Raw genomic sequence first — 26506 nt, 5'->3', positions numbered from 1 at the left:
GAGAGGACTAAACTGTTACGCCAGGAAATGATTCAAACGCGTCGACATCTTATCGGACGCGATGCTTTCCGAAGAAGCTTACGCCAGCTTCTGAAGTCTCCTGCACGCAGTTCATCCCCGTCCCGTGGCAATCGGCGTCTTGATCTCACGGGGTCTTTTCGAAACGCCACTGCCGCACGACTCCCAAACAATGGCGCGTCGTGCGTTCAACGATTTCGGTCTTTTAGTAAAAGAAAAAACGATTCGATCACGCAACGCCGGTCACATGGGAGGCGTGGGGCTGATGATCAACGCGTGGGCCACACGAGATCAAAACGCTGCAACGGGTTCGGCGCGGATGACCTGCGGCCAGAACATCTCAGAAGCTGGCGTTAGCCTCCGCTGTCCATCCGGCCGATCAGGTTCGCTGCAAACAGGAGCACCGGTTGCTATCATCTCATGCTCGCGCGACGCAAACGCCGGGCCGAACACTATTGCTCCTGACCCTTTTTATCGTCCTCAGCCATTCGGCGAGCCCGGATGGGTCGAAACGACGGCCCGAAAATACAACCTCGAGTCGACCCTGAGAAAGCGAGGTCGACCACGCAAGTTTCCCCAAACTGCCAAATAGGCTCCTGACCCTTTTTATCGTTCGCTACTTTTCTTGATCGACCCCGATTTTTGCTTATTGCTGAATAACAAACGCAAACTCAAGTTCTCCGTTTTCCGTTTCTCGAAAGAAGACATGAAGAATACCTGGGTCCCATGGATAGCTGTTAACAAAATCCACCCGCATTAGATCAGGTGTGTCAAACTGCAAAAGTTGCTTGTAACCTTTAGCGACAAGATCCGAGAATAAGTCTTCGCAAACACTACCGAGGCTTACTGCGGGACGACCGCCTATTTTTATTCCGAATTTCGCACCGCCTTCATCGCTGACATCTTCCCCTCTTCGGGCATGAGCTAATTTGTGGCAACTGACGACCGATGGGGTAATGTTGGGCATTGGTGCTTGGCCCTGATCGTGAACTACGGCGTGTATTAATTCGGAGGATGGCAAGATCCGGTTGTTCCAATCGAGCATATCTTTCTCCGCATCGGTTCCGGTTGGGTCAAGGCTGTAAAAAATCGACACTGCTAAACGGCCATCTATTTCGACCGTTGCAAAATACTTTTGGTCTGGGGTAGCGTACGACGGAAGCGGAGCAACTGGTGGCGTTCCACCAATCTTACTGCCTAGCTCGCTAGGAGCTTCATTCAAAATCAGGTCTACTGAGTATTCTTGATGGATGTCCTCAAATTTCATGTCGTTCCTTTTCCTATCTTTCTTGCATGTGTCAACGCGGCTCTGCGTATGGCTTGAACTGCCTCTTCAGCGACCCCGGCCTCTCTCAACACCTGGAGGTTTTTCACAATGATTTTAGTTCGGGAGAGTTTTCTCAAGTCTTTTGCAAACCAGACTCCATGCTTTCTTTGCAACTTCTGGATTAACGACGAGTGCAGTGATCGTGGAAGAGCAATCGCAGCGTTCCAACGAGAAGCTTCGCCGGCCCCTCGTCGGGAGGCAAGTCCCCGCAGTATCAGCGAGTTATTGTTGAGAACCTCATGGCCTGGAAGATCACTTGTAAATCTACCGATTTTGTACGGGAGAATGTCGAATGGCTTGATCGGAAGACCTTTTGCATGCCGAACAAGCGACCTGACTGGATAGCCTAGATCTTGCAGTTCCTTGACGACCGCTTTTCCTGCAGCATTGAGTCTTCCATTCGATTCAACGTAGGACGAAGAGTTGTGAACAAGTGTCCCAAGCTCCCCAACCTGAAACACGTGCTCGCCGTGGACTTCCAGGTTGAAAACCAAACAGGAGATTGAGTTTAGTGCGACCCGCTTTGGCCTCAATAGTCCACTCTGGGAACTTAAACGTGATGCGTAGGTCAGAGTTTCCGCGCGTACAAATACGCCTGAACGTTCATCCCAGAACGGGTGATCGGGGGTGGTTTGGATGGGGGTGGGTTCTCCTTCGATGGTGAGGGAGAGAATTTCAGTTGCGGTGTGGCGGAAGGTGGAGAGGATGACTCGGCCGGGGCCGGGTTGGATGTCGGGGTTGGGGTGGATCGCCGTGATCAGGGCTTCGTTGTGGGTGTCGGCGACCGGGATGTCCATCAGGGTGCGTTTGCCGACTCGGACGTCGTTGGTCCTCAGCCAGATGTCGGGCTTGAGCGTCGTCAGCTCCAGGACGTCTCCGTCGCGTTTGAAGACTTTGGCGGTCACTGCGACGTACTGGGACCAGTCGGGTTCTAACAAACACGCATCGGCGCGATCGATCAGCGGGTTCTCGCCCAACACCCGCTCGCCGACACGCAGTTGCTCGATCGGCTTGGTGGCCGATGCTTGCTGCGGGTCGTTCGAGGGGATGTGCACCGGCGTGCCGGCGACGAAACACTTGACCGTCAACGCCCCGATCGTGCCGCCGACCATTTGGCCGTAGAACGCGTATTGCAGACTGGTGCTGAAGTCTTGCCCGGTCAGCTGGCCATAGGCAAACCCGATTCCCGCGCCGCCGGCGTCGTGGGCCATCGCTCGGGCTGCATACAGGATCGACCCGCCGCGACCGGCCGCGGCGACTCCCGTCCCGGCGATCCCGCCGATCAGGCTGCCGAGCATGTAGGCTTCTGCGCCAGACAAACCGAGTGCATCCGCACCCGCGTAACCGATCACACCGCCGGCCAGACCTCCCACCGCCCCGATCGGGTCCAGCCAACCGAACGTCGCCCCGAGCGCGATCTCGGCGAACCCGGCCCGCTGACCACTCAATTCGCCTTGGATGTAGACATCGATCGCTCCGGCCCACATGCCCGCGACCAGCGGCAACGCCGTCCCGCCACTGGCGACCAACGCGGCCGCCGAACCGACCACCAACGCACCGGTCGCCACAACGACTTCGACGTCGATGTTGCTGAGCGTGTCCGCGACGGCGTTCGTTTGGCCGGCATACGTCAGTGCGCCACCAAGCTGAAACAGTCCGTTTTGAATCGCCAGGTTACCGACGTCGATCAACAGATGGTTGGTCGCGTCGGCGAGCTGTGTTCCGACCGCTCTGGCCACGCCGCTGGCGCTCGCCCCGACATCGGACGCGAACGACAGCAACGATCCGCCGAGCGAGCTTAACCACTGAGGCGACGAAACCTGAATCGACGAGACGGCACTCTCCAGCTGCGACAAATACGGTGAAGCGGCGTCGTGGGCGGCGTCGAACAGTCCGCTCGCATACTCCATCAGCTCCCCAAGGGCACTGTTGCCGTAGGCCTCTTGGGCCTCGGGGACCGGTTCTAATCCGTAGGTGAATGTGCCGAAGGATTCGTTGTGGACGAGAACAAAATGGTCGGTGCCTGGTACGCGGACGTGATAGTTGTGATGCTCGGCGACGCAGAAGTTGTAGACGGGAACGGGCGGGGATGGATCGCGGGTGATCGCGGTGATGGTCAGGGCAACGTTGTCGGCGGTGGTGAGCTGGTCGCCGGGGGTGAGGTCGGCGGCGAGTTTCCAAGTGCCGGGAGGGGAGCTGCAAGTTTCTGGTTTCAGGTTCCAAGTTGTTGCGGGGGACTGCGGGGACGCGGTGGGACGGTTGATGACGAAGAAGGGGTGGCCGGCGGTCGTGGCGATTTCCGTGTCGCCGATGTGGACGTGCAGGAGTTGCTGCGGGGCGTTGTGGTAGGTTTCGGTGACCGTGCCGGGGGTGGTGGAGGGGGAAGCATGGGAGACCCCCACCTCGCTCCGCTCGACCCTCCCGTACAGAGGTCGTGCGGTTTCAGAGCGTTGAAAATAAAGGGGTTTCGTCACTCTCCTCCTGGGAGAGTCGAGCGCAGCGAGGAGAGGGTTTGCCTTGGTGCGTTGACGGGGTCGAGGATCACTGAAGGGAACCTGGCGATTTACCGTTCGACCTCCCCTCGCTTCGCTCGACCCTCCTGCCAGGAGGGTGACTGTAAAACTGCACGACCTCTTCACGGGAGAGTAACGAAGCGGTGGGAATGTTGGTTGGGGGCGGGAGGCGACGCGGTCGCCGGGGGCGATGGATTGAATCGGTTTGGTGCGACCGTCGGCGAGGAGGATCTCGGTTCCGGCCGGGAAACAATATTGCTCGATCGCCTGGGCGCCTTGGGAGGCATAGCCGGCGATGATCGAGCTGCCGGACCACTCGCTGCCTGCGGCCACGCCGGCGACACCCGTGGACTGGACATCGCGGAATGCGGCGCCGGCCAGTGTTTCGGTCGGCGCGGCGGCGGAAGAGCCGATCCGGGATGCGGATACTTCGCTGAGCGATTCAGCTGCTCCGCCGGTCGGAAGCGATGGCGCTTCGCCCATCACCGTCGGCACACCGGTCGGTGAATGATCCAGGTTGCCCGGCGTGCCACCGGCGGAATCGGAGGTGTCGACGAAGTCGATCAACGAATCGTAGCGGCCCGCGCCGCTGAACGTGATGTCGACGTCGCCATCGATGTAGTTGCCCGCTTGGGTGACCACTTGATCGACCAGGTCACTGAAGCTGCCGGTCACACCGTCGATGGTTCGCGAGCCGGTTGCGGTTCCATCGACGTCGTTGGACCGCTGGAAGACGCCGGTTTCACCGTTGGCCGTTTCTGTTTCAGTGAACGTGTCTTGCCCCGTCAAGTCGACTTCGAACACACCGCCGGCATCGGAACCGGTTTGCAACAATGAATACGTCTCGGTTCCCGTGGTGATCTGCAACGCATCGCCGGTCAACGTGTTTTCATCGCGGTCGCTTGAGTAGGTTTGGACGCCGTTGCCGGACAAACTCGAATGTCCCGCGGCACCTCGATCGATGTCTTGGGTGAACGACCAGGTTGCTGCGCCGGTGCTCGTGACGTCGAACACCCCGGTGACCGTGTTGCCGTTTGAGTCGGTGTTGGCGATGTCGGTCGTGGTGGCGTCGTAGTCGACCGAGAGGCCGCCGACGGTTCCGTCTTGGGCCAGCGAAGTCACAACGCTTGAATCCGTCTTCGAAGCGATCACGCCGGTGATCGAGTTCCCGCTGCCGGTCGAAGCGGTGTCCGTCGAAACTCGATGGACGGCGCTGTGGTCGTGCACACCGTCGGCGGACAGGACCGTTTGAGTCGTCGTCTTGATGCCGTCGGATTCACTTGCGCCGGTGAAGACGCCTGTGATTTGGTTGCCGACTTGCGTGCCGGTTGAATCGTTACTGGCGGTTTCGGTGATCGACAATGTGGTGCCGTCGGCGTCGGTCAAGGTTCGCGACACCGAAGTGCTGACTTCGGAGCTGAATTCGGACTCAAACGCTGCGGTGACCGAATTACCCGAGTCGGTGGATTCCGTCGCGGATTGAACCTCGGACGTCGCGGAATACGATTCGCTGCGGATTCCGTTTTCAGTGATCGCGGTCGTGGTTGAACCGGTTGAAGATGACGCGTAGATGCCGGTGATGGAGTTGCCGGTCGCCGCAGAGGTATGGGTTGCCGTTCTCGTGATCGTTTTTTCGTCGCTGCCGTCGGCGTAGGTGGTGTTTTTGCTGTATCGGTAGGTCTCGCTGGAGGAGGAGTTGCTGGAATCGGCCGTTGTGATCGCGTTTCCGGTGGAAGCGGAGTCGCTGCTGGTCGACCTGGTTTCTTGGGAAGTAAACGATCGATCGCCGATGGTGCCGGATTGGTTTCGCGTGGACTGGCCGGTCGATTCGACGGTGTCGCTGTAGTCTCCGGTGATCGCGTTGCCGCTGCCGCTGCGGGTGATCGTGGCGGTGGAAGACGACGCGTCGGCGACGTTGCGATTCGTGTTGGTTTCGGTCAGCTCTTGGTTGGACGTCGATGTGGTCGTGGAGGTGATGTTGTAGAGGCCGGTGATGTCGTTGCCGATTTGCCGAAACACTTCTTCCAGCGCATCGGACGTTTCGCTGGAGGAAGACAGGGTTTGATTGGAGGAAGATCCGTTCGCAGAGGAGGTCACGGCCCGCGTCGCGTCTTCGGTGTATTCGCCGCTGGTTCGATTGCCGCTGCGGGTGGACGCCGTCACTGTGGTCGAACTGGCATTGGCAGAAGTCGAGCGGGTTTGATTGATCGATGCCTGGTTGGTGGCGACGGTGCGTGTCGAAGTCGTCTCGGTTTCATACACGTCGAAGCGAGTGTTGCCCGTTTCGTTTGTCCTCGACGAGGCGGTTTCGGTATGCGAGGTCGTGGTGACCGACAGCGTTTGGTTGACGCTGGTGCCGGTCACATCGGCCGAAGACTCCGTCACCGCTGTCGACGTGTAGTCGCCCGTGAGTTGATTGCCGGATTCGGTCGATGTGGTCGTTGAGTTTCCGGTTCGCTCCAGCGTGGTTGTCGAGGTTTGATTGGTCGTGGTTTCCTGGAGTTCGGATTGCCGCTCACTCGTTGACGTCGATTGGTAGGTGCCGGTGATGGAGTTGGCGGTTCCGCTGCTGGTGGAGCTTGACGTTTGTGTTTCCTCGAGCGTCACGGTCTGCAATTGATTCGTGTCGGTTTGCGAGGTGGTTGCCGACGTTGTGCCGGAGGATTCAAACGTCGACGCCCCGGTGAAATCGTTTCCGGAGGTGCTGGATGCGGCGGTCCCGCTGGCCGTCACCTCGATGATGCTGGAAAGTGTTTGGTTGGTGGTCGATTCGTTGCTGGTTGTCGAAGACGTTGAGGTGACCGATTCGGTGAACGTTCCGGTGACACGGTTGCCGCTTCGCGTCGTCGTCGCGGAGGACTGGGACGATGCGGTTGTGGCGAGTGCGAGCGATTGATTGCTGCTGGTTTCACTGGCCGACGCGTTGGACGTCGACGTTGTTGAACTGGAGTAAATTCCCGTCAGTGCATTGGAGACCTCCGTCGTGTCGCTGACGGAGGAACTGGAGAACGTGGTGGCGACGGTGACGATGTCTTGATTGTTCTCGGCCGTGGTGCCGGCCGACTCCGATTCGGAATGCGTGGTCCGGGAACGGTCGCCGTTGATCGTGTTGCCCGACGTGGTCTCGGAGATTTCGGTCGTGGAACTGGACGAGTTTGTTGCGGTCAAATCCAGATAGGCGTACGTTTCGGAGAACGTCGCAGCGGATTCGGACGAAATCGAAGACGTGTAGGATCCAGTCAAATGGTCGCCCGCCGTCGTCGCCGTCGACGTGGTGTTGTTGGTCGAGGCGTTGGTCGAACGGGGATCAATTTGGTTCGATTCGCTGTGTTGCTCGGTCGAGGTCGCGGTGACCGTCGATTGGTAGGTGCCCTCGACACGGTTTCCCGATTCCTGGTTTCGGGAGGTCGAAGTGCTTTTGAGGGTTGAATCGACGACGAGCACCTGATTTTCATCGCGGCCGGTTCCGGAGGCGGTGGTGTTGGTCGTGGCGTCGGACTGATAGGTGCCCGTGATCGAGTTGCCGGATTCGGTTGCATCGGTTGCCGACGTGCTTGTTGAATTTCCGCGGACAAGGAGTGTTTGGTTGGTTAGCGAATGCGTGACGTCCTGCGTTGACGTGTCGAAGGATTCAGTGTCGTAGGTTCCGGTCACCGAATTCGACGTGATATGGGATGAGGACGTTGTCGTGGTCGTCGTCGTCTCCGTCGTCGTCTCGGTTTGCACGTTCTCCGACGCGGTGGTTGTCGACTGGGTGGAGGCACTGTCGGACGAAGTCGCAGTCCCGGTGATGGAGTTGCCCGAGTGGTTCGACGTGGAACTGGACGAGTAAACGTCGGTGACCGTGGACGTGTAGCCTTGGTTGCTGGACGATTCGTCGCGTGTCCCGCTGGCGGTTGTTTGGCTGGACGAGGTGAACGCACCGGTGAATTGTGATTGGCTCGATTCGGTCGTCGTTTCAGACGTCTCAGCGGCCTGGATCGTGACCGTCAAGTCTTGGTTGGTATCGGTTTGCTCCAGGCTGCGGGTGATCTGGATCACCAGTTCCGACTGGCTGGTGCCCGCGATCGAGTTGCCGAGCAATGTTTCGTCAGCGGTTTCGCGGGTGATGTCGGTTGCGTGGATCGACAGCGGCCCGTTGGTGGATGTCGAGGCGCGAGTCGAGGTAGACGAACCGGCGGAGGTGCTGTTGAACTCGCCGGCGATCACGTTTCCATTGGAACGGTTTTCGTAGCTGCTGACTTCGGTGGTGGTGTAATCGACGGCGAGTGATTTGTTGGAATCCGATCCTACGATCGTCGAGACTTGTGAGCCGGAGTTTGAATCGTCGTAGATGCCGGTGATCGCGTTGTCGGTGCGTGTGCGATTGGACGAGAACGTTGTGGTTTCGTCGGCCGACGCTTGCAGCGTGCCGTTGGAGTGCGTTTCGGATCGTGTTCGTGTGCCGCTGGTTTCCGCGGTGCTGGTGGTGGAACCGGCGATCGAATCGCCGGTGAAGACTGAGGTTTGGGTGACCGATTCGACGATGGTCGACTGGACGTCCAGTGTTTGATTGTCCAGGGTGGTCGCCATCGACGTTTCGGTCGTGCTTTCGGAGGTTCCCGATCGCAGTCCGGAGATTCGATTGCCGGTGATTTGGTCCGAAGTGGTGACGGATTCGGTCGCCACGACGGTTTCGGTGCGGGTTTGATTGGTCGTGGTCTCGTCGGTATCGGCGGTGGCTGTCGAGTCGCTTTGTTGCCGGAAATCGCCGAGGATTTGGTTTCCCGTTGCGGTGACGGTTACCGAAGACGTCGTCGTGGTGGCGTTCTCGGTGGTTTCGGTTTGGTTGGTCGAGGTCGTCGTGCGGGTGGAGGTCACGGCAGAGGTCGACGTGTCGGAATACAGCCCCGTGACCTGGTTTTCGTCGCGTCGGTTGGTGGTCGTCGACGCGGCGGTGATGGAGATCAGAGCCGAGTCGAACGCGTTGGCGGAGGTGTCGGTTTGGGTGGAGGATTCGGCGACGGTGTTGGAGGTCGAAGCGGTTGTCAAAATCGCATTGCCGACCGATTCGACGGTGCTGGAACGGGTGACCGTGAGCGCTGACGTGGTCGTCAGTGGTCCGTTGACCGTGGTTTCGTTCCGGGTGACGGTCTGTTCGTCGTTAGCGGATTCGATGTAGTCGCCGGAGAGACGATTGCCGGAGAGGGACCCGGTGGAATTCGCCTGGACGAGGCTTGCGATTTCGGTGGTGCGCGACTGGTTGGTGATCGTTTGCCTTTGATTTGACGTCGATTCCGAAGACTCAGAATCGGTGAAGTTTCCCGTGACCGAATTGCCGCTCCGCTGGGTCGTCGAATCGATGGTCGTCGTCGAGGTGGTTGCATCGGTCAACGACTGGTTCGATTCGGTATTGGAATCTGTGATCGATTGATGGAGTGATTCCGATCCGTCGTAAACGCCGGTGACCGAGTTGCCGGTGTTGGAACTGGAGGACGTAGTTTCGGTCCGCGTGGTGCTCGACCGACTGAGCGTGCGATTGCTTGCGGTCGCAGCCGTTTCCAGGGTGCTGGTGGCGGATCGCGATTCGGAAAAGTCACCGGTGTTTTGATTCCCGGTATTGATGATGGTGACTTGTCCGCTGGACGTCGTCGTTTCGCTGGTCGTGAGTGTTCGGTTGACCGCGGTCGATGACGTGTTTGAAGACTGCTCGGTGGTCTTGGTCGAATCGTTCTCGCCGGTGATCTGATTGTGGTGTGCGGTGACGTGGCTGGTTGAAGTGGACCGGCTGTGTCGGGTTTGCGTCAGAGTTTGATTGGTGGTCGACGCATCCGAGACCGTCTCACGGGTGGAATCGGAGGTTTGGTCGACGATTCCCGTGATCGTGTTGCCGGCGACTTCCGTGGTTTCGTTCACCGTCGTGGTGTTGGTTTGGGCTCTGGTGATCGTTTGGTTGGTGTGGGTTGAACTGTCGGTCGAGCTGGAGGTCTGGGTGTTGGTTCCCGAAAAATCTCCGGCGATCGAGTTCCCACTGGAGTCCGAAACGGTCGTGGACGTCGATTGGGTTTCGACCGACGTCACCGAGCCTTGGTTTTCTCGCCTGGACCGCGTTTGCACCGTGCTGGACGTCGTTGACGATTCTTCGAACAGGCCGCTGATGGAGTTGGACGTGGTTGTCGATGATCCGTTGCTGGTGGTGCTGGAGGCATTGACGTGTTGTTCGGTCAAGCCGACAAGTCGGCCGGCGTCGATGATGATGGTTTGATGGTCGGCGAGCGTCGCGATGGGGGAGTCCGGATCGGCGGGAAAGACGATGGGCTCGGTGGTCGTGACCAACTGCTGGCCGTTGAGTGACACGCCCAGCGACGTCGAGTTGCGGGTGAAGTGATTGGTTTCGGAGTGATCGCCGATGATGGAGTTGCCGCTGGCGGTCGAGGATTGTGTAGAAGTTCCGCGTCTGGAGTTGATGGCGGTGGACGATTGATTCGTCGTGGTCGATTGTTGGTCGACCTCGCTGATCGTCGACTGGCTGGTTTGGAAGGCGCCGGTGACCGAGTTGTGTTCCGATGAAGCGGTGGTGCGTGAAGTGGAAGTCCCGATCGTCGTGGAGGTTTGAGTCAGCAATTTCGACGAGTCTTCGGTTTGCGAGATGGAGACGGAGTCGGACAGGCTGGTGGATTTGCCGGAGATGCGGTTCCCCTCGGTCGTCGAAACCGTGCTGCTTTCGGAGAACACTTCGGACCGGGACGAAACGTCTTGATTGGTCACAACCGTCTGGGCGTCGGATCGGATTCGACTTTCGTTCTCGCGGGTGTAGTCGCCGGTGAGTGTGTTGGTGATCGAGTGGGTGTTCCCGAAGGATTCGCTGGTCGAGGTCCGTGTCGACTGGAGTGTTTGGTTGGTCGTGGTTTGGGTTGAGGAAACGTTGGAGCGGTTTTGTTCGTCCTTGACGACCTGTGCGGTCTTTGCGCTGCCGGATCCTGAGTAGGACGACTCGCTGGTCTGCGATTCATCGGTTTCGATGCGTTGGATTTGACCGGACGGTTGGGTGTTGGTTTGAACTTGGTGGGTCGTCGTCAGGCTGAACCCGTAGCCTTCGAAGGAGAAGTCGCCTTGTTTGGCGTTGCCCCATTTTTCGGCATCGGATTCGGATTCCGCGTGTACGTTGGACTCGTTTCGACGGGTCTGGTTGTTTTCGACGATTTGGGTGTCGCTGATCGAACTTGATTTGGATTCGATCAAAAAGTCGCCGGTCTTCTTGTTTCCCTGGCTTTGTTTTTCGCTATCGGTGGTCCCGGTTGAATGGGCGGATGACGTGACGGGTCCGTTGGTCGTGACGGATTGCGACGTCGTGGTTTGGTGGGAGCGTTCGTCATAGGCATAGTTGCCGCTGTACAGATCGCCGGTCTGGACGACGACGACCGATGTGGTGCCGCTTTGGGACGTGGTGGACAGGAAGTCCGAGTCGACGGAGTTGGTGGTTGTGGTGGTGGATTGAGAGGCCGAAAGGAGCTGGTTGGTGAAGTTGAAATCGCCATCGAGATCGTGGCCGCTGCCGGTCAGCGTGGAGGTCGACGTCGTTTGGCTACTGGATTCGTTCGTTTGCGTTTGGTTGGTGTCGGTCTGTTCGCCGCTGGATTGGCTGGTCGAAGCACTGGAAAGTTGAAATCGTCCGCTGGCGACGTCGTAGGTTTTGTGTGCGTTGGTGGTGACCGTCGAGGAACCGCTGGAGACGGACCGCAGCGTTCCGTTGGTTTGTGATCGCTCGATGATGGTCGACGTGGCGACGGTTTCGATCTGCAACGAGTAGTCGCCGAACTTCGGGATCAGGCCGTGGACGTGGTAGTCGCTGGTCGACTCGGTCACGTCGGTGAACTGAAACTGTTGTCGTCCGCCGCGGTGATCGACTCGACTGGACGTGACGACCCTCAGGTCCTTGGTCACATCGTAGGTTTCGTTGCCGAACTCGTGCAGCGTTTCGGTCGTCGATTGACTGCCTTGCAAGGTAAAGTCACCGACGAACGAGTTGCCGCCGCCACCGACCAGGCTGTCAATCTGGCCTGCTAAATCCCCGTCGATAAAGCGTTCTCCGACGGTCGAGTAGCGGGTGTTTTTTTCTGAGGAGCGTTTCCAGTCGAAATACGGGTCGGAAACCGCGTCATCGAGATCTCCCAGATCGTAAACGACGGTTTTCTGGTCGACGAAGAAGCTGGTCACGGAAGCTTCGGTCACGGAGGATTCGGCGAAGGAGTTGGTTTCGCTGGTGAAGGTGTTATCGAGTTTTCCGTCGAAGGTGGTTTGGTAATCGGCAACATAAAATCCGCCGGCGGCAAAGCTGACGGTATTGATCAGGCCTCGCGCGACGACATGGCGGATCTTGATCTCGGATCCGTCACCTTGTTGGGTGAAGTTCGGCTCGCCCTGGCCGTCGCTGCCGGCGGTCTCCAGCCCGAACGAATAGGTGAATCCCGCGCTGCCGACCGCGGCGACTTCGAAGGAGCCGCTGTTGTGGTCGATCGCGACGAAGGTTTTCAGGCCCAGCGAGGAAGGCGTCGGTTCGACCGCTTGTCGCGGTTCATTCACGGTCGAAGGATCGTCGGTCTGGGCGTCGTCTTCGTCGTCGGGAGATTCAAAGTCGATGAATGGGAAGGCGAAACTTTGCACTGTCGGCTCGATCGCGTTTCCTTCCTCGTCCAGCAGCGCCAAACGTTCGATCTCTTCTTCGGTGGTGACATCGATGACGTTGGCAAGCGTGACCGCCAGACCGCCGTTCTCGTTTTTGGTGTCGGTGATCAGCACGGTGATCACGTAGGGACCTTCGCGGAGGTAGTGGTGTTCGGTCACGACTTCGAAGGTCAGCGGGACGGAACCGCCGCCGGCACTCGATTTTGGGATAACCAGTGCGGGGATCGGTTCGTGGCTCGCCGCGTCGCCGCGACCTTCGGTTGGATCGTGCAGCGGTTCATCGCCGAAGTAAACCGTCGCCTGGAATTGATCCGCGGAGGCATCGGGGTCACCGGCGATGAACGTGGCGACGGACGCTCCGACGAACAACCCGGATTCATCGGGTGTTTGGTTGCTGCTTCCGTCCGGTTCGGTGGGAACGGGTTGATCGACGAGGCGTCGGAAGACTTTGTTGTCGGTCAACGAGCGGCCTTCGAATGCGTAAACCACTTCGCCGGAAGTCAACGGTGGCGGGGTGGCACGCAGCACCTTGTCGTTGGTTGCAAACGCGATTTGTCCCGAGTTGTTGATGATGTCGAAGCCTTCGATGGCATCGATGCGGCCCGCTTTGGGCACCAGGTCTCCGATTTCGGCGACCACCGAATGCCCCAAAAATTGACTCGGCGGCAGCGGGGCCTGTTTCAAGTCGGGCGGGAAATAGAACCGTGCGGTGTGCAGGCCGGTCTTGCCGCCGCTGCCGATTGCCATGAAGGCGACGGTCAGGAACGGAGTTCCGGCAGCCGCACCGGACGTGCCGTCGATCGTCCCGACCAGTCCGCCGGCGACTGCGACCAGCGAGTCGTCGTGGTTTTCTTCGTCCTCGTCTTCGGTATCGGAATCACCGTCGCTGGAACCGGAGGCTTCGTCGAGTGATTCCAGTGTGACCAGTCCGTTGATTCCGATGGCACCTTCGACGATTTGTGAGACGCCGCCGATCCCAATCTCGTCCACGTTGACTTCGTTGGGGTCGATGTAGGCGTCTGCCGACTCGCCGACGACTTTGATCCAGTTGTTGTCTTGCGGGTTGATCGCATAGATCCCGCGTCCCATCGGCCCCTCAGCGGCCGCGGCGATGATGCCGGTGTCGCTGATGGCGACGCCCTTGTCGAGGGCTCGGAAGTTTTCGAGGCGTTGTGTGTTTCCGTCCAGGTCGATGGTGACGATGCGGCCGTCATCGACATAGACGCCCCAGCCGACGTCCGAAAGCTGAATGTTTTCGACGGGATCGTTGATCGGGATTCGGACGTAGGGCTGCGCGCGATCTTCGCTGTACGTGACCAGGCTCAGTTCCGCATCGACTTCCGAGTTGTTGGTTTCGGCGACGAAGATCGACTGGCCAAGATTGTTGACGGTGACACTGTCGGGATAGATCGACGTGAAGGGTGTCACATAAAGTTGTTCTTCGTAGATGGAGGCCAGTGATGTACCGAGGGCGACGCTACGGAACAGTGAAAAATCAAAGTTGTCGGGGTCTTGGAAAACGTTCCAAACGGGATTGGCCGGGGTGAAGTAGGTGCTGGACCAGACCGGGTCGAGCGTCCAGACGCGCGGGACCAGCGTTTGTTCGCCCAGCAGTGCCGTGCCGGAGATGGGGGGCAGGACGGCGGCGAAGCCTGAGAGTTGCAGGTCCAGCAACTTGGGGTCGCCCCATCGCAAACCCGAATTGGCCAAGCCCGAATCGCCGACTGCGTATTGTTTGGGCGTTCCATAGCTGTCGCCCGCCAAGACCCGTTCGGCGTTCCAGAGTTCCGCATAAGACAGCGCAACGTCGGCCAATTCGAGCAATGGATAACCGACCTGGATCACGCCGGAGACCGTGCGGGCGTTCAGCTGACGTTGGACCAGTAGACGATTGAAGTCGGTCAGCTGCACGCTGTCGCTGAATCGCAATGCGGGCGTGTCGGTTCCCGACCCGCGGGGCGGTGAAGAGACGGTGGCTTCGCCGAACAGGAACTGATCGGGGATCAGTGGTTTCGCCGCGCCACTCTGGTCGCTCCAGATGAACGGAGTGTCGCGTCCCGATAACGTTGCGGTGTAGGCGACGTTTCCGTGGTTGTTGATCGAGACGCCGGAACCGATTCGATCGTAACCCTTGCCGACGACGTCAAAGCTGTATGCAGAGGGACCGCTGCGCACGATGATCTCCACCACGCCTTCGCTTGTGGATTGGGTGGGCGCGGCGGGGCTTTGGATTTCGCTTGCGGCGGGTGCCGCCGACGACGAGACCTCCGTGAGCGTGTAGGTGAAGCTGTCGATGACGTCAACGCCGGCGGCTTGCAGATCGCGGAGTGTTTGACTGGACGTCGGGTCGTAGCTGAAACTGCCGTCGGGTCGGACGATCACCCGTGCGCCGTATTGGCTGAGTCCGTCGAAGGAGGCTGCTAATTCGGTGCCGCTGGACGCCGAGTCGGGATCGTAGTCGTTGGTCAAAACACCTTCGTCGGCGGGGACTTCGATCGTCTGTGACGCGACGGTCCAATAGCCGCGTTCGATGTCGTCGATCCCCGCGATGGGCGCGTCATCGACGCCGTGAATCTCGACGGTAACGGTCGCGGTCGACTCGGCACCCTGATCATCCGAGACGACGTAGGTGAACAAGTCCAATGCCGTTTCGCCGGCGGCAAGATGATCAAAAACACCCTGCGGGTCGTAGTCAAACGTGCCATCGGGACGTAAGGAGATGGCCGCGCCGCCGGCGGAACGCGATGCGGTTTGGCTGGGGTCGACGATCAGCGGCGGCGCTGAGTCGTGGTCGAAATCGTTGGCGAGCAAGCCGTTGCCGATGTTGGTCGTCAGCAGGCCGTCTGCCGGCACGCCGGCGTACACGTCATCGACCGCAGTGGGAGCGTCGTTGGTGCCGACGACGGTGAGCGTGATCGTTCGAGCAGCGGAGGCGTCCAATCTATCCGTGACGCGGAACAAGAACGTGTCGTCGGCGGTTTCGCCACTGGAAAGCGATTGAATCGCGACGACGTCGGAGGAGTCATAGGTGAACGTTCCGTCAGGCCAGATCGAGACCGTGGCGCCGAGCGAGCTGGTGACCACTTCCTCCACGGCGGCCAATTCGGGATCCGAGGGCAGATGATCGGTATCGACGGCACCGGCGAGTAGCGAATCGAAGGTCGCCGGCTCGATCACTCCGTCTTCGTCCAGGCGAGCCGTTCCCGACGCGGCGGTGGGGGCGAGGTTGATCGAGCTTTGAACCCAAACGCTCGCGGTCGAAGAATGAGTCACGCCGTTGGGGTCGACGATCGTGTAGGTGATCCGATCGATCCGATGGTCGCCGGCGGCCAGCGAATCCAACGCGGCGATGCCGCTCGGGTCGTAGACGATCGGGTCTGCAAACTGGCCGCTCCCTGACCGAGTGACGGCGGCACCAAGCAAACTGGTCGGTTCAACCGAGACGATCGCGAGTGTATCGTTGACATCGGGATCGATGTCGTTTCGCAGCAGATCCGCCGGGTCGATGGTCGACGACGTTCCGGCGCGGGTAAAAAGCGAAACCGTCGCGCCGGTTGGTTCGTCCTGGACGGCTATCGGCGGTTGGTTTTCGCCAGCGATCGTGATCCAAACCGTTGCGGTGTGCAGGCTGAAGTCGGCGGCGCGGACGGTGTAGGCGAACGAGTCCGTGATCGATTCCCCCAGGCCGATTCCGATGTACGTATCGGCCGGAACGAGTGCAAAGCTGCCATCGGCGGCGACCGTGATGCTTGCTCCCCAGCGCGTCGCATCGTCGGCGCTCAACACGCCGGTGATGCCCGAGGCATCGTTGGCGAGCAGACCCAGGGGAGCGTTGACCGAGAGCGTTTCGGATGCGTTGCCGCGGAAGTAATCCGTCACCGCGATGGCATCGGTTGCCGAGGGAAGTGCGAGCGACACGGGGGCGTGCCGCGTCGTAGCGCCGTTTGCCAGGTCCGCCATCGTCGCGGTGGCGGTCGTTTGGGTCGGCGCCGTCGTCGCGGTGAAGCTGAACGTCAACTCGCCGGTGCCCCTGAGTCCGTCGGCCGCGTCGGTGGGTGAAAACTCGATCGCGGAATCACCGAGTGAGTAGGCGACGGACCAGGACGCGGGGACGACGAAGTCACTTGCGACGACGCCCGTGGCCATCGGTAATGTGATCGCGTCGAGACGCTGACTGGTGTTGACGGCGGCGGTTGCGGTGATCACGTAACGGAAGTCATCGCCCAGCGGCGTGACCGAGCTGTACAGCACAGCTTGGTCAGCCGTGTCTCGGGACCAGACCAACGACGTCGGCTCACTCGTTCGGCCTTGATCGTCGGTCGCGCGAAAGTACAACGCGTGATCGCCGTCGACAAAGGGCGCGCCATGGATCGCTTCGACGTCGAACGGTGTCAACACGAACCGATCGGCGGTGGTGTACGCCGCCAAGTCAACGACGCGACCAGAAAAAGTCGGGTCGGTGCTGACTTCGGCGACGGCGATCGCCGTTTCGCTGCGGAGTCGCCCTTGAATCGTTGGCGGCGTGATCGCGTTCACATCGACACTGGTGAACGTGAACTCCGGCGGCAGAACGGCACCGCGTGTGAAGACAAAGGTATGTTCCGACCTGTTGCCGGCGGGATCTTCCGAACTGACCAGAAACTCATTCGAACCGACCGGCAGATCGGTGACGAAGAAGAACGTGCCGCCGGCATCGGCGATCGGTGTTTCTCGCTGCCCGGTCATCGTGATTCGGCTACCGGGTTCCGCGGTTCCGATCAAGCTGACTTGGGCATCGGTCGTGTGATTGGCCCGCACGGTGCTTTGGTGCAGCGGCATCAGTTCCAGCGTGACGTCCGCTGGCGGGATCGAGTCGATCGTCAAAACCAGTGGCTCAGACGGGCCGGCCACGTTTCCGGCGGCGTCTTCGATGGTGGTGGTAACGTTGTACGTTCCGCTGTCGAGACTCGGTAACGTGTACTGTGCCGCGCCGGTGGAATAAATTTCGCCGGACAGTGTTCCATCCACATAGAACTTGACGAGCGTTCCTCGCTGCGCAAACACACGTACCACGGGCTCGGTTTCCGACGTCAAGTTATCTTGATCGCTGTGGCCGAGATCGCTGGATGTCATCAGGTCCGGCGGGGTTTGCAACGGCGGGCCTTGACGGTCCAGGTCAAACTGAAACTCGGTGGAGGATTCGTTTCCGGCCGCATCGGTTGCCCACAGGGTCAGCAGATGGCGTCCGTCCGTTACGCTCTGGCCGGCAATGGATTCCAGTGTCGCCAAGTCGATCGTCAAGGCGTCTTCGACCAGGGTGGCTGTGATGTCGAGCGGCGGCGATCCGTTTAAAGATGCGAACAGCGACACGATCGCCGACGCGTCGCGGACCGTACCGGCGATCGTCGGATCTTGGGTGCGTCGATCGGTGGCGCTGCGCCCGGTATCGTTGACCAGATTCACGTCGAATGCGGGACCGTCGATGTCGACAAAGGTCAATTCGATTTCGACGTTTTGAACGTTGCCCGCGAAGTCCGTTGCCGTGACGACCAGCGGGTTGACGCCCGCGCCGAGACGGACATCATCAATCATGAAAGCCCCGAAGTCATCGGCATCGGCAAAGTTCGGTTTCCCCTGGATCTGCAATCGAGTTCCCGGTTCGGCGCGGCCGACCAGTGAAACGATGGATGAATCGGTATGGAAGGGACTGCCCAGGTCATCACGTCGCTGGGTTTCATTCAGCCCGATTGTCGGTGCGATGAAGTTGTCGTCAAAGGTGATGAAGCGGGCCGCGGTGAAGGGGCTGGCATTTCCAGCGGCGTCAACCGACTGGGCGACATAGCGGTGCCGACCCGGCAGGCTGCGGGTGTGAAGCGAAAGGGATTCGGCAGCATCGGCCCGATCGACGGCTTCTCCGTCGACATACAAGACGACTTCTGCATCCATCGCTCTCACGCCGGTGACGAACGTCAGTGTGTCACGATTGGTGATGCCGTCGCCGGGCGTTCCCGAATCGCTGGCCGCGTCCAGGACGAGTGGAGCCGGGACATCCGGGCGTGTGGTGTCCAGCTGAAACGTCAGCTCGGCGATTGCCGACGCATGCCCGAGCACGTCAGCCGCTCGCATCCGAACTCGCGTCTCACCGTCGCCCAGTCGGTGCCCGGCGATCGTCTCCAGAATGCTGCGAGAGAGCGTGAAGGCGTTGTCGCGCAGTGAACCGAGCGAATGGACAAACGGTCCATCGTCGACACTGATTTGGAAACTCGCGATCTGACTTGCGTCATCCACCATTCCCAAAACAGTCGGATCGTTGGTCAATCGATCGGTATCGGAAACTCCTGTGTCGCGTTTTAATGCCAACTGGATATCGGGCGGGGAAAGATCGGGTGCGTCGTATTGCGCCGTGACGTTGGTCTCGATGGCGTTGCCGGCGATGTCTTCGGCCACGACGCGAAACCGGTTGACGCCATCGGCAAAACGAATGCCATCGATCTGGAAGCCGCCGTCACTCGCTGCGATGGTTTCCGCGATGGCGGTTTGTGAGTCCAGCCCGCGGTAGACTCGCACCGTCGCATTGGCTTCCGTCGAACCCGAAATCACGCCGGAGTCCGAGTTCAGTGGCGGCAGTTGAAGATCAGCGGCGATCGAATCCGGCGGCGTCGTGTCGATGGTGACATCGAGTGCGACAGTGACAGGGCTGACGTTCCCGGCAACGTCGGTCACCGACGCGGTGATCGCGTGGTTCCCTTCCGGGACTCCCGCCAACGTGACTTCGCCGACGCCCCGGGGCAACAGGAATTCGGCATGCGGATTCCCATCGACGAAGAATGCTACGTTTGCCAGTTCGGGAACATCCAGCGAAACAACCAGCGAGGTTTCGCGGGTGATTCGATCGGTTGAATCGCGGCCGCGATCGCTGTCGGCAGAAAGCCGCAATTCCGGCGGGATGTCGGGTGCTGTGCGATCAAGGACAAACGAAGAGGATTCCGCTCCGGACGCGTTGTCGTATTGGTCGACCGCAACCAGGGTGAAGGTCACGTTGCCGTCGTCGAGTTCCGTTCCGATGGCGTCTTCGATCGCGGCGGCGGTGAGCTGAAACGTGTCGCCGCTGATCGCGCCGGAAACATCAGATGGTCCGGTTGTTTGTTGCGTCGAGTGTTCATCGGATGTCGATGCGACCGTCAAGAACAACCCCGTCACGTTCGATTCGTCACTCAAGGCGCCGCTGAGGGACGGTGAGGAGGTGACGGCGTCGGTTTGGTAACGCCCGGTATCATCGACCAATCTGAAAGCGATCGTTGGGGGATTGGATTCCAAGCGTGGACGAAACACGTTGATGCTGCGTGCTCGTTCATTGCCCAAAGCATCGGCTGCGCTGACGGTCAATCGATTGGAGCCGAAACGCAGCGGAATGCCATCGAGCTGAAAGGCACCGGTGGCATTGGCAAGGGAGGTTTGTGGACTGCCCGCGACCGAAATGACCGCGCCGGGTTCGGTTTTGCCGATCAGCGAAATAAAATCGCTGTCGGTCGTCCGATCACCCGGCGTTCCGGTGTCGCTTGCGGGATTTAGTTGCAGGGACTCGATCAGCGGAGCGGTGGTGTCGATGGTGATGGAGAGTGATGACGAGGTTGCGCTGCGATTGCCTGACGGGTCTTCCGCAGTGGCGGTGAACGAGAACGTTCCGTCGCCGAGCGATCCCAGATTCAGCGGGAAGTCGACGGGGCTTTGTGCGACGCCCAATCCGACTTCGCGACCGTCGCGGTACAACCGAACGATGCTGCCCGTCTCGCCGACCGAACGGATGACGACACGCGGATCCGCAACGGTCAGCGTTGACGTGACGTTGCCATCGGCGTCCAGCAACGCTGGGGTGATGGGACTCGCCGGTGCGGTTTCATCGATCAAGAATTCGACGTCCACCGGATTCGACACGTTGCCGTACTGATCGACCGCCGCGAAGGTCAGCGTGTGGTCAACCGGTGCGAGAGTGTGGCCGGCGATGGAATACAACTCCGTCAGTGGCAACCGCAGCGCATCTTCGTCAGACAGACGATCGACGAGTTCGATCGTCTGGGACCCATCAATGGAAACCGTCAACGAAACCACTTCGCTGACGTCATCGACGACCAACGACAACTCCGCATCGGTTCGAAAGGCGTTGGTCAGTGGCAATCGGTTGTTCGCAAGCGTGACGCCGGCCAGAATCTGCGGTGGGTCTTGATCGGTCGTGAACCCGAGTCGATTGCGCCAGACGACAAAATCATGCCGATCGATCATCCCTTCACCCGTCAGGTCGCGATGGCGTTCATAGCGTGGGGATTCGACGTTGGAGTTCAGGCTGATTCGGATGTCCCGCCAATCGTCGGTATCGACTTCGTTGTTACCGTTGACGTCCCCGAGCAGTCGGAAGAACGGCAGCGATAAGAACTCGCTGCCGAACTCTGGCCCACTGGCCATCGTTTGCAAGCGGTTTGCGTTGCTGGCGATGCCTGCATTGCGGAGCATCAGGTAGTATTGGTCGTCCTGGTGGATCAACCCGTCGACGTCGATCGTTAACGTGAACGTATCTGGGTCGTACGAAAAATTCTCGCTCGGGATCCTGATGACGTCGCCTTCGGTGTTGGAAATCGAAAGGTCTGCCGAGGCGTCGGCGATCCAGGCGTCCTGGTTGAAGGTCACCGCAAGGGTGTGGAGGCGAGAGCGTTGGACTTCACCGGCGTTGACTTCGAACCCGCTGATTGACATCGGGTTGACGAACACGCTGCCGACGTCCAACCGCAGTTGTTCTTTAGCGGACACGGGATCGGCGGATAGGTCGTTGGCCGTGACGGTGACGTCCAGCATCGCTTGCCCGCTCCAACCCGCCGAAGGCATCAACTGCAGCCCGTTCAGGTCTTCAATCGCCAACAGATACTGCCCGTCGGCGATGCGTGCGCCCTGATTGAGCGTTGCGCCGGGCGGCAAGGACGCGATCGTGACCGAGACGCGTTCACTGTCGTCAGCATCGGTTGCCGCGGCATCGATCTGCAACGGCAACGGCGTGTCTTGATCACCCCTGGCGGTGTGAACGACCAACGACGGCGTATCGGTGATCGGCGTCACGTTGATGCTGACGAAGGCTTCGTTGGAAACGTAGCCATCGAGGTCTTTGACGGTGTAGGTGAAGGAGTCGTTGCCGGAGTAGTCGGGATCGGGCGAATAGGTAACGATTCCCGATTGCGGACTGACGAACACTTTTCCGTGCTCAGGTGGCGTCACGATGGTCAACGATGAGGGAACCAGCGGCGATTCGTGATCGGAATCGTTGGCCAGCACGTCCAAGTTGACCGGCACGTCTTCTTCGGTCGCGGCCAAGTCGGTTCGGGCAACTGGCGCGCGCAGTCCTTCGGAAACCAGGAACACGTCGTCGATTCGTGCGTGACTGTTTGGCTGGGCAAACCCAATTAAATCGATCGACAACAAGGCCAGGGTTCCCGCCGGGACCGCACTGACGTCGATCTGCAGCAGCATTCTGTCGTCGGTGAAAACGCCGGTCAGGTCTTGCGAGGGATCTTGGGATCGGGTGTCGCCGACGGTGACGCCCGATGCGCTGCGGTAAGTCCCGTCGGCGGCAAAACCGAGTAATGCATCGGTCTGACCCAGTGAAATCACGCCGACCAGTGGGGCAAACGTATTGGCATCGAGCAGCGCGACTTCCAACGCATCGGGCGCGCGGTTGGGGTCCGCGGAGAGGTTCAGGTTGGAAATCGACAGTCGCAGGATGGAGGCATTGTCGGGAACGTAAAACGTTTGGCGAAGTGACGTTCGCTCGGCGGGGGATTCCGAGAGTTCGGCGGCGCCGTTTTCAAAATCGACGTTTCCGGTCGTCGTCCAGGACTCGCCGTCGGCATCGAACCATCCGTTGCGAATGTTAAACGTCGCCCCGGCCGACGGCGCCAGCGCAGTCGGCGTCACGGTTGGTGGAGCGACGGTCCGCGGCAATTCGGGGGCAGGCGTGATCCGAGTCTCATCGCCGCTGGAGGGATCAATGGGGGGATCGAACGGTGGCTGTGAACTGTCGCCCTGTGGCGGTGTGGTGGTTGGAAAGTCGGTGGCGGTGACGAAGCGGTCGTGCCATGCAATTTCGGTAAAGTCTGACGTGAACCCGAAATTCGCAGCGAGTAGTTGCGAGTCGGCGATCGTGATCGCGCCGTCGGCATTGAAATCCGCGTCCGCGTCGTAGGTTCGGTCGCCGATGAACGTTCCAATCGAACTTGCCAACGCCACGCTATCGAGTCCATCGACGACGCCGTCGCGATTGATGTCACCCACCACACTCAAAGACAACCGGTAGCGCCCCGCATCATCGGCGGATGCCCCTGCGACGCTCAGCAGGTATTGATCGGCACGCCGAATCGCAAACAGCGCGACGGTTCGATCGCCGTCGACGCTGCGGGCGATCGGATCGAGTCCGGCGATTCGTGGCGTGTCGGCGATGAAGGGGCTGCGATAACGCTCGATGATCGCACGCACCCAAACGACGTGTTGATCGGTGCTGTGCAACTGGGCGTCGTCGATGGTGAAGGCGTACTGATCGGTCTGGCCGGCGTCGAGTTTGCCGATGATGGACGATGCGGCGAAATCAACGGCGCGTCCAAGGTCCTCCGTCAGTGGTTCGTCCGCGGGATAGACGCGATGGTTTCCGTCGACGCTGACCGCGACTGACAGTGTTTCGCCGGTTGCGGATTCATAGCCATAGCGGTGCAACGACTGCGTGACATCGGACACGGAGGCGATTTCCACGAGTCGGCCGGCGTCGTCGTAGCGGTAGTGCAGATCCATCGTCGACGTGCGGAGCGATGCGATCATGCCATTGGCGTTGTGAACGATCGAAACAAACTCGCCCGAGGGAAGCAAAATGCCGCTGTCGCTGATCTGCACGATTTGGCCGCCGGGCCATTGCTGGCGCGTGGTCCTGCCCGCTGCGTCGATCCGGTCGACCCTGCCATCGGGATGCACCAACTCGTACACGTCATCGGCTGAAATAAAATTGGCGGGATGGTAGGGCTGGCCGGTGGCTTGGTCGTAATAGCGCTCTCCGCCGCGGACCAGCAAACGATCGATGGATCGCAGTTCGTAGTCGACACCGGCATCGGCGGTCCAATGCGGTTTGTAAAAGACCAGGGAGTCGCTGGCAGGCAAGTGCCGAATGAGTTGCGGTTCAAACGTGAACCCGACGCGTCGTCCGTCGGGCAAGCTCAAATAGACGCGATCGCCGACGGACAGAGCCGGATGGACGACTGCCGACGACGCGTCAGCCGATTCGGTGAAGGCTTGCAGGGCTACGTCTTGGAACGTGAAACGCCAGGACTTTCGGAGCGAATCGTATTGACGCGCGATCTGAAACGTCTGGTCGCCGAACGGGATTTCCGCGTCAACATCCGTCCTGACGAAGGCGTCGGTTTTCGCGTCCGAGTTGACCTCCACGTCCAATGTGGTCTGTGATCTGCGACCGCTGATGTCGCTGGCGGTTAAGCGAATCGTGTAGAAACCGTTGGCCAGCGATTTCGGATCGAGTGTCGCGAGCGCCAGATCATCGCCGGTCGATTGACCACTTGCCAGCGTTTCAAACTTGCCCGATCCGTGAGCGGCGATTTCCAGCGTCCAATGGTCCAGGTTGACGTCGTTGATCTCGGCGAGCAACTCGGTCGAATCGGTGATTCGTTGGGAAGCATCAAGCGACAGGGCCACTCGGGGGGCGTCCTTGTCAGTAGCCGTTCGGACTCTGACCGTTTCGGTGACGGTCGCGACAAAGCCGTCGACGTCCGTCGCCGTGGCAACCAGCGATGTTTTGCCGTGGGAGCCGGCGATGATTTCTGCGCGACCATGCTCGTCCAGCGTGACTTCGCGTCCGTCGTAGGCCAGTGATAGCGACTCGATCGGCGCAACGCCGTCGGCGATCACATCGACGCGAATCGTCTGTCCCGGCAGCGCGGGAAAGCTGGGCGTGGTGACAATCCGAACATCGGGCAACCGAGGTGTCGCCACCGATTCCAGCACCAGATTGTGTTTCGTTTCGGCCAACCCGTCGCTCGCCCGGACGTCGATCACATAGCTGCCGAGTTGGCCGGGGTTAGGAATCCACGTGATCCGGCCGGTGGATGGATCCAACGCCGCCCCAGCGGGTAATCCGTAGGCGGCAAACGTCAGCGTGTCATCGAGATCAGGGTCAGACGCGGCCAAATCGAAATCAAGCAACTCGCCGACAAGCACTTGATGGTGCCGGCTTTCGATGGTCGGCACTCGGTTGACATCGTCCACGACGATCGGGACGCGGATCGAATCGGAGGCGTGTTGCGCATCGGTCAGCGTGAAGACAACATCGTAGACGCCGGCCTGGTCGAACGCCGGTTGCCAGCGGAACAAGCCGCTGCTGGGATCGAACAAAGCTCCGTCGGGCAGCTCGTCGGCGGTCAACGTCAACGGTCCGCCATCCAAGTCGTCGCCGCTGATTCGAAATTCCATCCAGACGCCTTCACGGGCGTATTGCGGTGCGGGGAAAGCGAGTTGCGGGACGCGGTTGACGGGAATCACGTCGATGGAAAACGATCGGGTGTCGGATGCCGATCCATCGGTCGCAACGATGTCGACGGCGTACGAACCGGAATCGTCAAACGAGGGTATCCAATCCAACACGCCGCGGATCGGATCCAGGGTCGCGCCCGCGGGCAAGTTCGACGACGTGTACCAGATCGAATCGCCATCGAAATCGTTTGCGACGAATTCGAGCGTCAACGTATCGCCTTCGTCGATGACCGTATCGGGAATCAGCTCCAAGACCGGAGCGGTGTTGTGATCGCGGACGTCGATCAGGAAGCGTTGCGATGACGAAAGCGCTGCCGCCGCACCGTTGTTTCCCGAATCGGTGGCCGTGACGGTGACGTCGTAAGTCCCGATGTGGGCCGTTTTCGGATCCCAGTTCAACAACGCTTGGCCGTACGTGCCGGAGTCGACGATTCGTGCGTCCGCGGGTAGGCCGCTGAAGGTGTAGTGCAGCGGCTCTTGATCGATGTCGATGGTCCTCAGCGGCAGCCGAAGTAAATCACCGACCAAGACCACCGTCGACGGAATGGGCGAAAGTTGTGGCGGATCGTTGGCGGATTCGACCGTGACGACGAAATCGTATTGCGTCGTTTCGATCCGTCCGCGGCCGTGACCGTTGCCGTCGTCACGGGCGATGAGCGAAAGGGTGTAGTTGCCTCGGTCGGCAGTTCCCGGCGTGAAATGAAAGAATCCCGTTCCGTTGCCGTTGTCGCTGAACGTCACGAAGTCCGGCAGTGGCAACCCCGGCAACCCGCTGGCTGCGGTCAGCGTGATCGCATCACCGTCCCGGTCAATCGCGGCGACAGGAAGATCGACCATGTCACCGCGCGACAGGGTAACGTTTTCGATCGGGGCGATTTGCGGACGCCGGTTGACATCGCGGACGGAGATCGGAACCAGGGAACCAATCGTGAGGGGAATGCCGGTGCCGTCGCCGTCATCGGTCGCTTCGAAGTGAACGGTGTATTTGCCCGCTTGGTCATGATTCGGCGTCCACGTCAGTGTCGCGGTTTCGGGATCAAACGACGCCCCGTCGGGCAAATCGACCACGCGATAATCAACCGGTGAGACCAGATCCGGCGGAAGCAGCGCGCCGTCATCGGAACGGACCGGCAATCGAAACTCGGGATGGTCGGGATCAAACGCGAACACTTCAATCACCAGCGTTTGGCCTTCGTCGACCGACCAGCCGTGCATCGATTCGAACACCGGTGCTCCGTTTGCATTGAGCACGTCGACGACGATCTGGTCGCTGACGGATTGGCCGCCCGCGGTGACCGTGATCGGAATGTTTCGGGTTCCCGCCTGATCAAATCCGACGGTCCAACGCAACGTTCCGGTATCGGCGTCCAGCGTCGCGCCGTCGGGCAGGTCATCGCTGGTGAACGAGAGTGGGTCGCCATCGGGGTCGCTTGCCGAA

Annotated in this window: 2 protein-coding genes (1 of these 2 running past the window's edge); both read right to left on the bottom strand. The window is 60.0% G+C overall.

Annotated features, from left to right (window positions below; all coding sequences use genetic code 11):
• Window positions 1–664 precede the first annotated feature (664 nt).
• Window positions 665–1285, bottom strand: coding sequence for a hypothetical protein (locus NZK35_RS23450; RefSeq protein WP_259634956.1), 621 nt, complete (start codon window positions 1283–1285; stop codon window positions 665–667).
• Window positions 1282–26506, bottom strand: partial view of a CARDB domain-containing protein gene (locus NZK35_RS23445; RefSeq protein WP_259634955.1) — the 3' portion only. The gene runs 15572 nt beyond the window's last position; the window shows 25225 of its 40797 coding nt (coding positions 15573–40797); its start codon lies beyond the right edge, outside the window; the stop codon is at window positions 1282–1284. Before NZK35_RS23445 ends, NZK35_RS23450 begins: the two co-directional genes overlap by 4 nt.

Source organism: Stieleria sedimenti (assembly GCF_025060895.1).
Classification (GTDB): Bacteria; Planctomycetota; Planctomycetia; order Pirellulales; family Pirellulaceae; genus Stieleria; species Stieleria sedimenti.
This window is presented reverse-complemented; position numbering and strand designations above follow the sequence as displayed.

Bases quoted from the DNA above. Each gene is read 5' to 3' on its own strand.
- NZK35_RS23450 (WP_259634956.1), bottom strand. From the start codon at position 1,285: ATGAAATTTGAGGACATCCATCAAGAATACTCAGTAGACCTGATTTTG.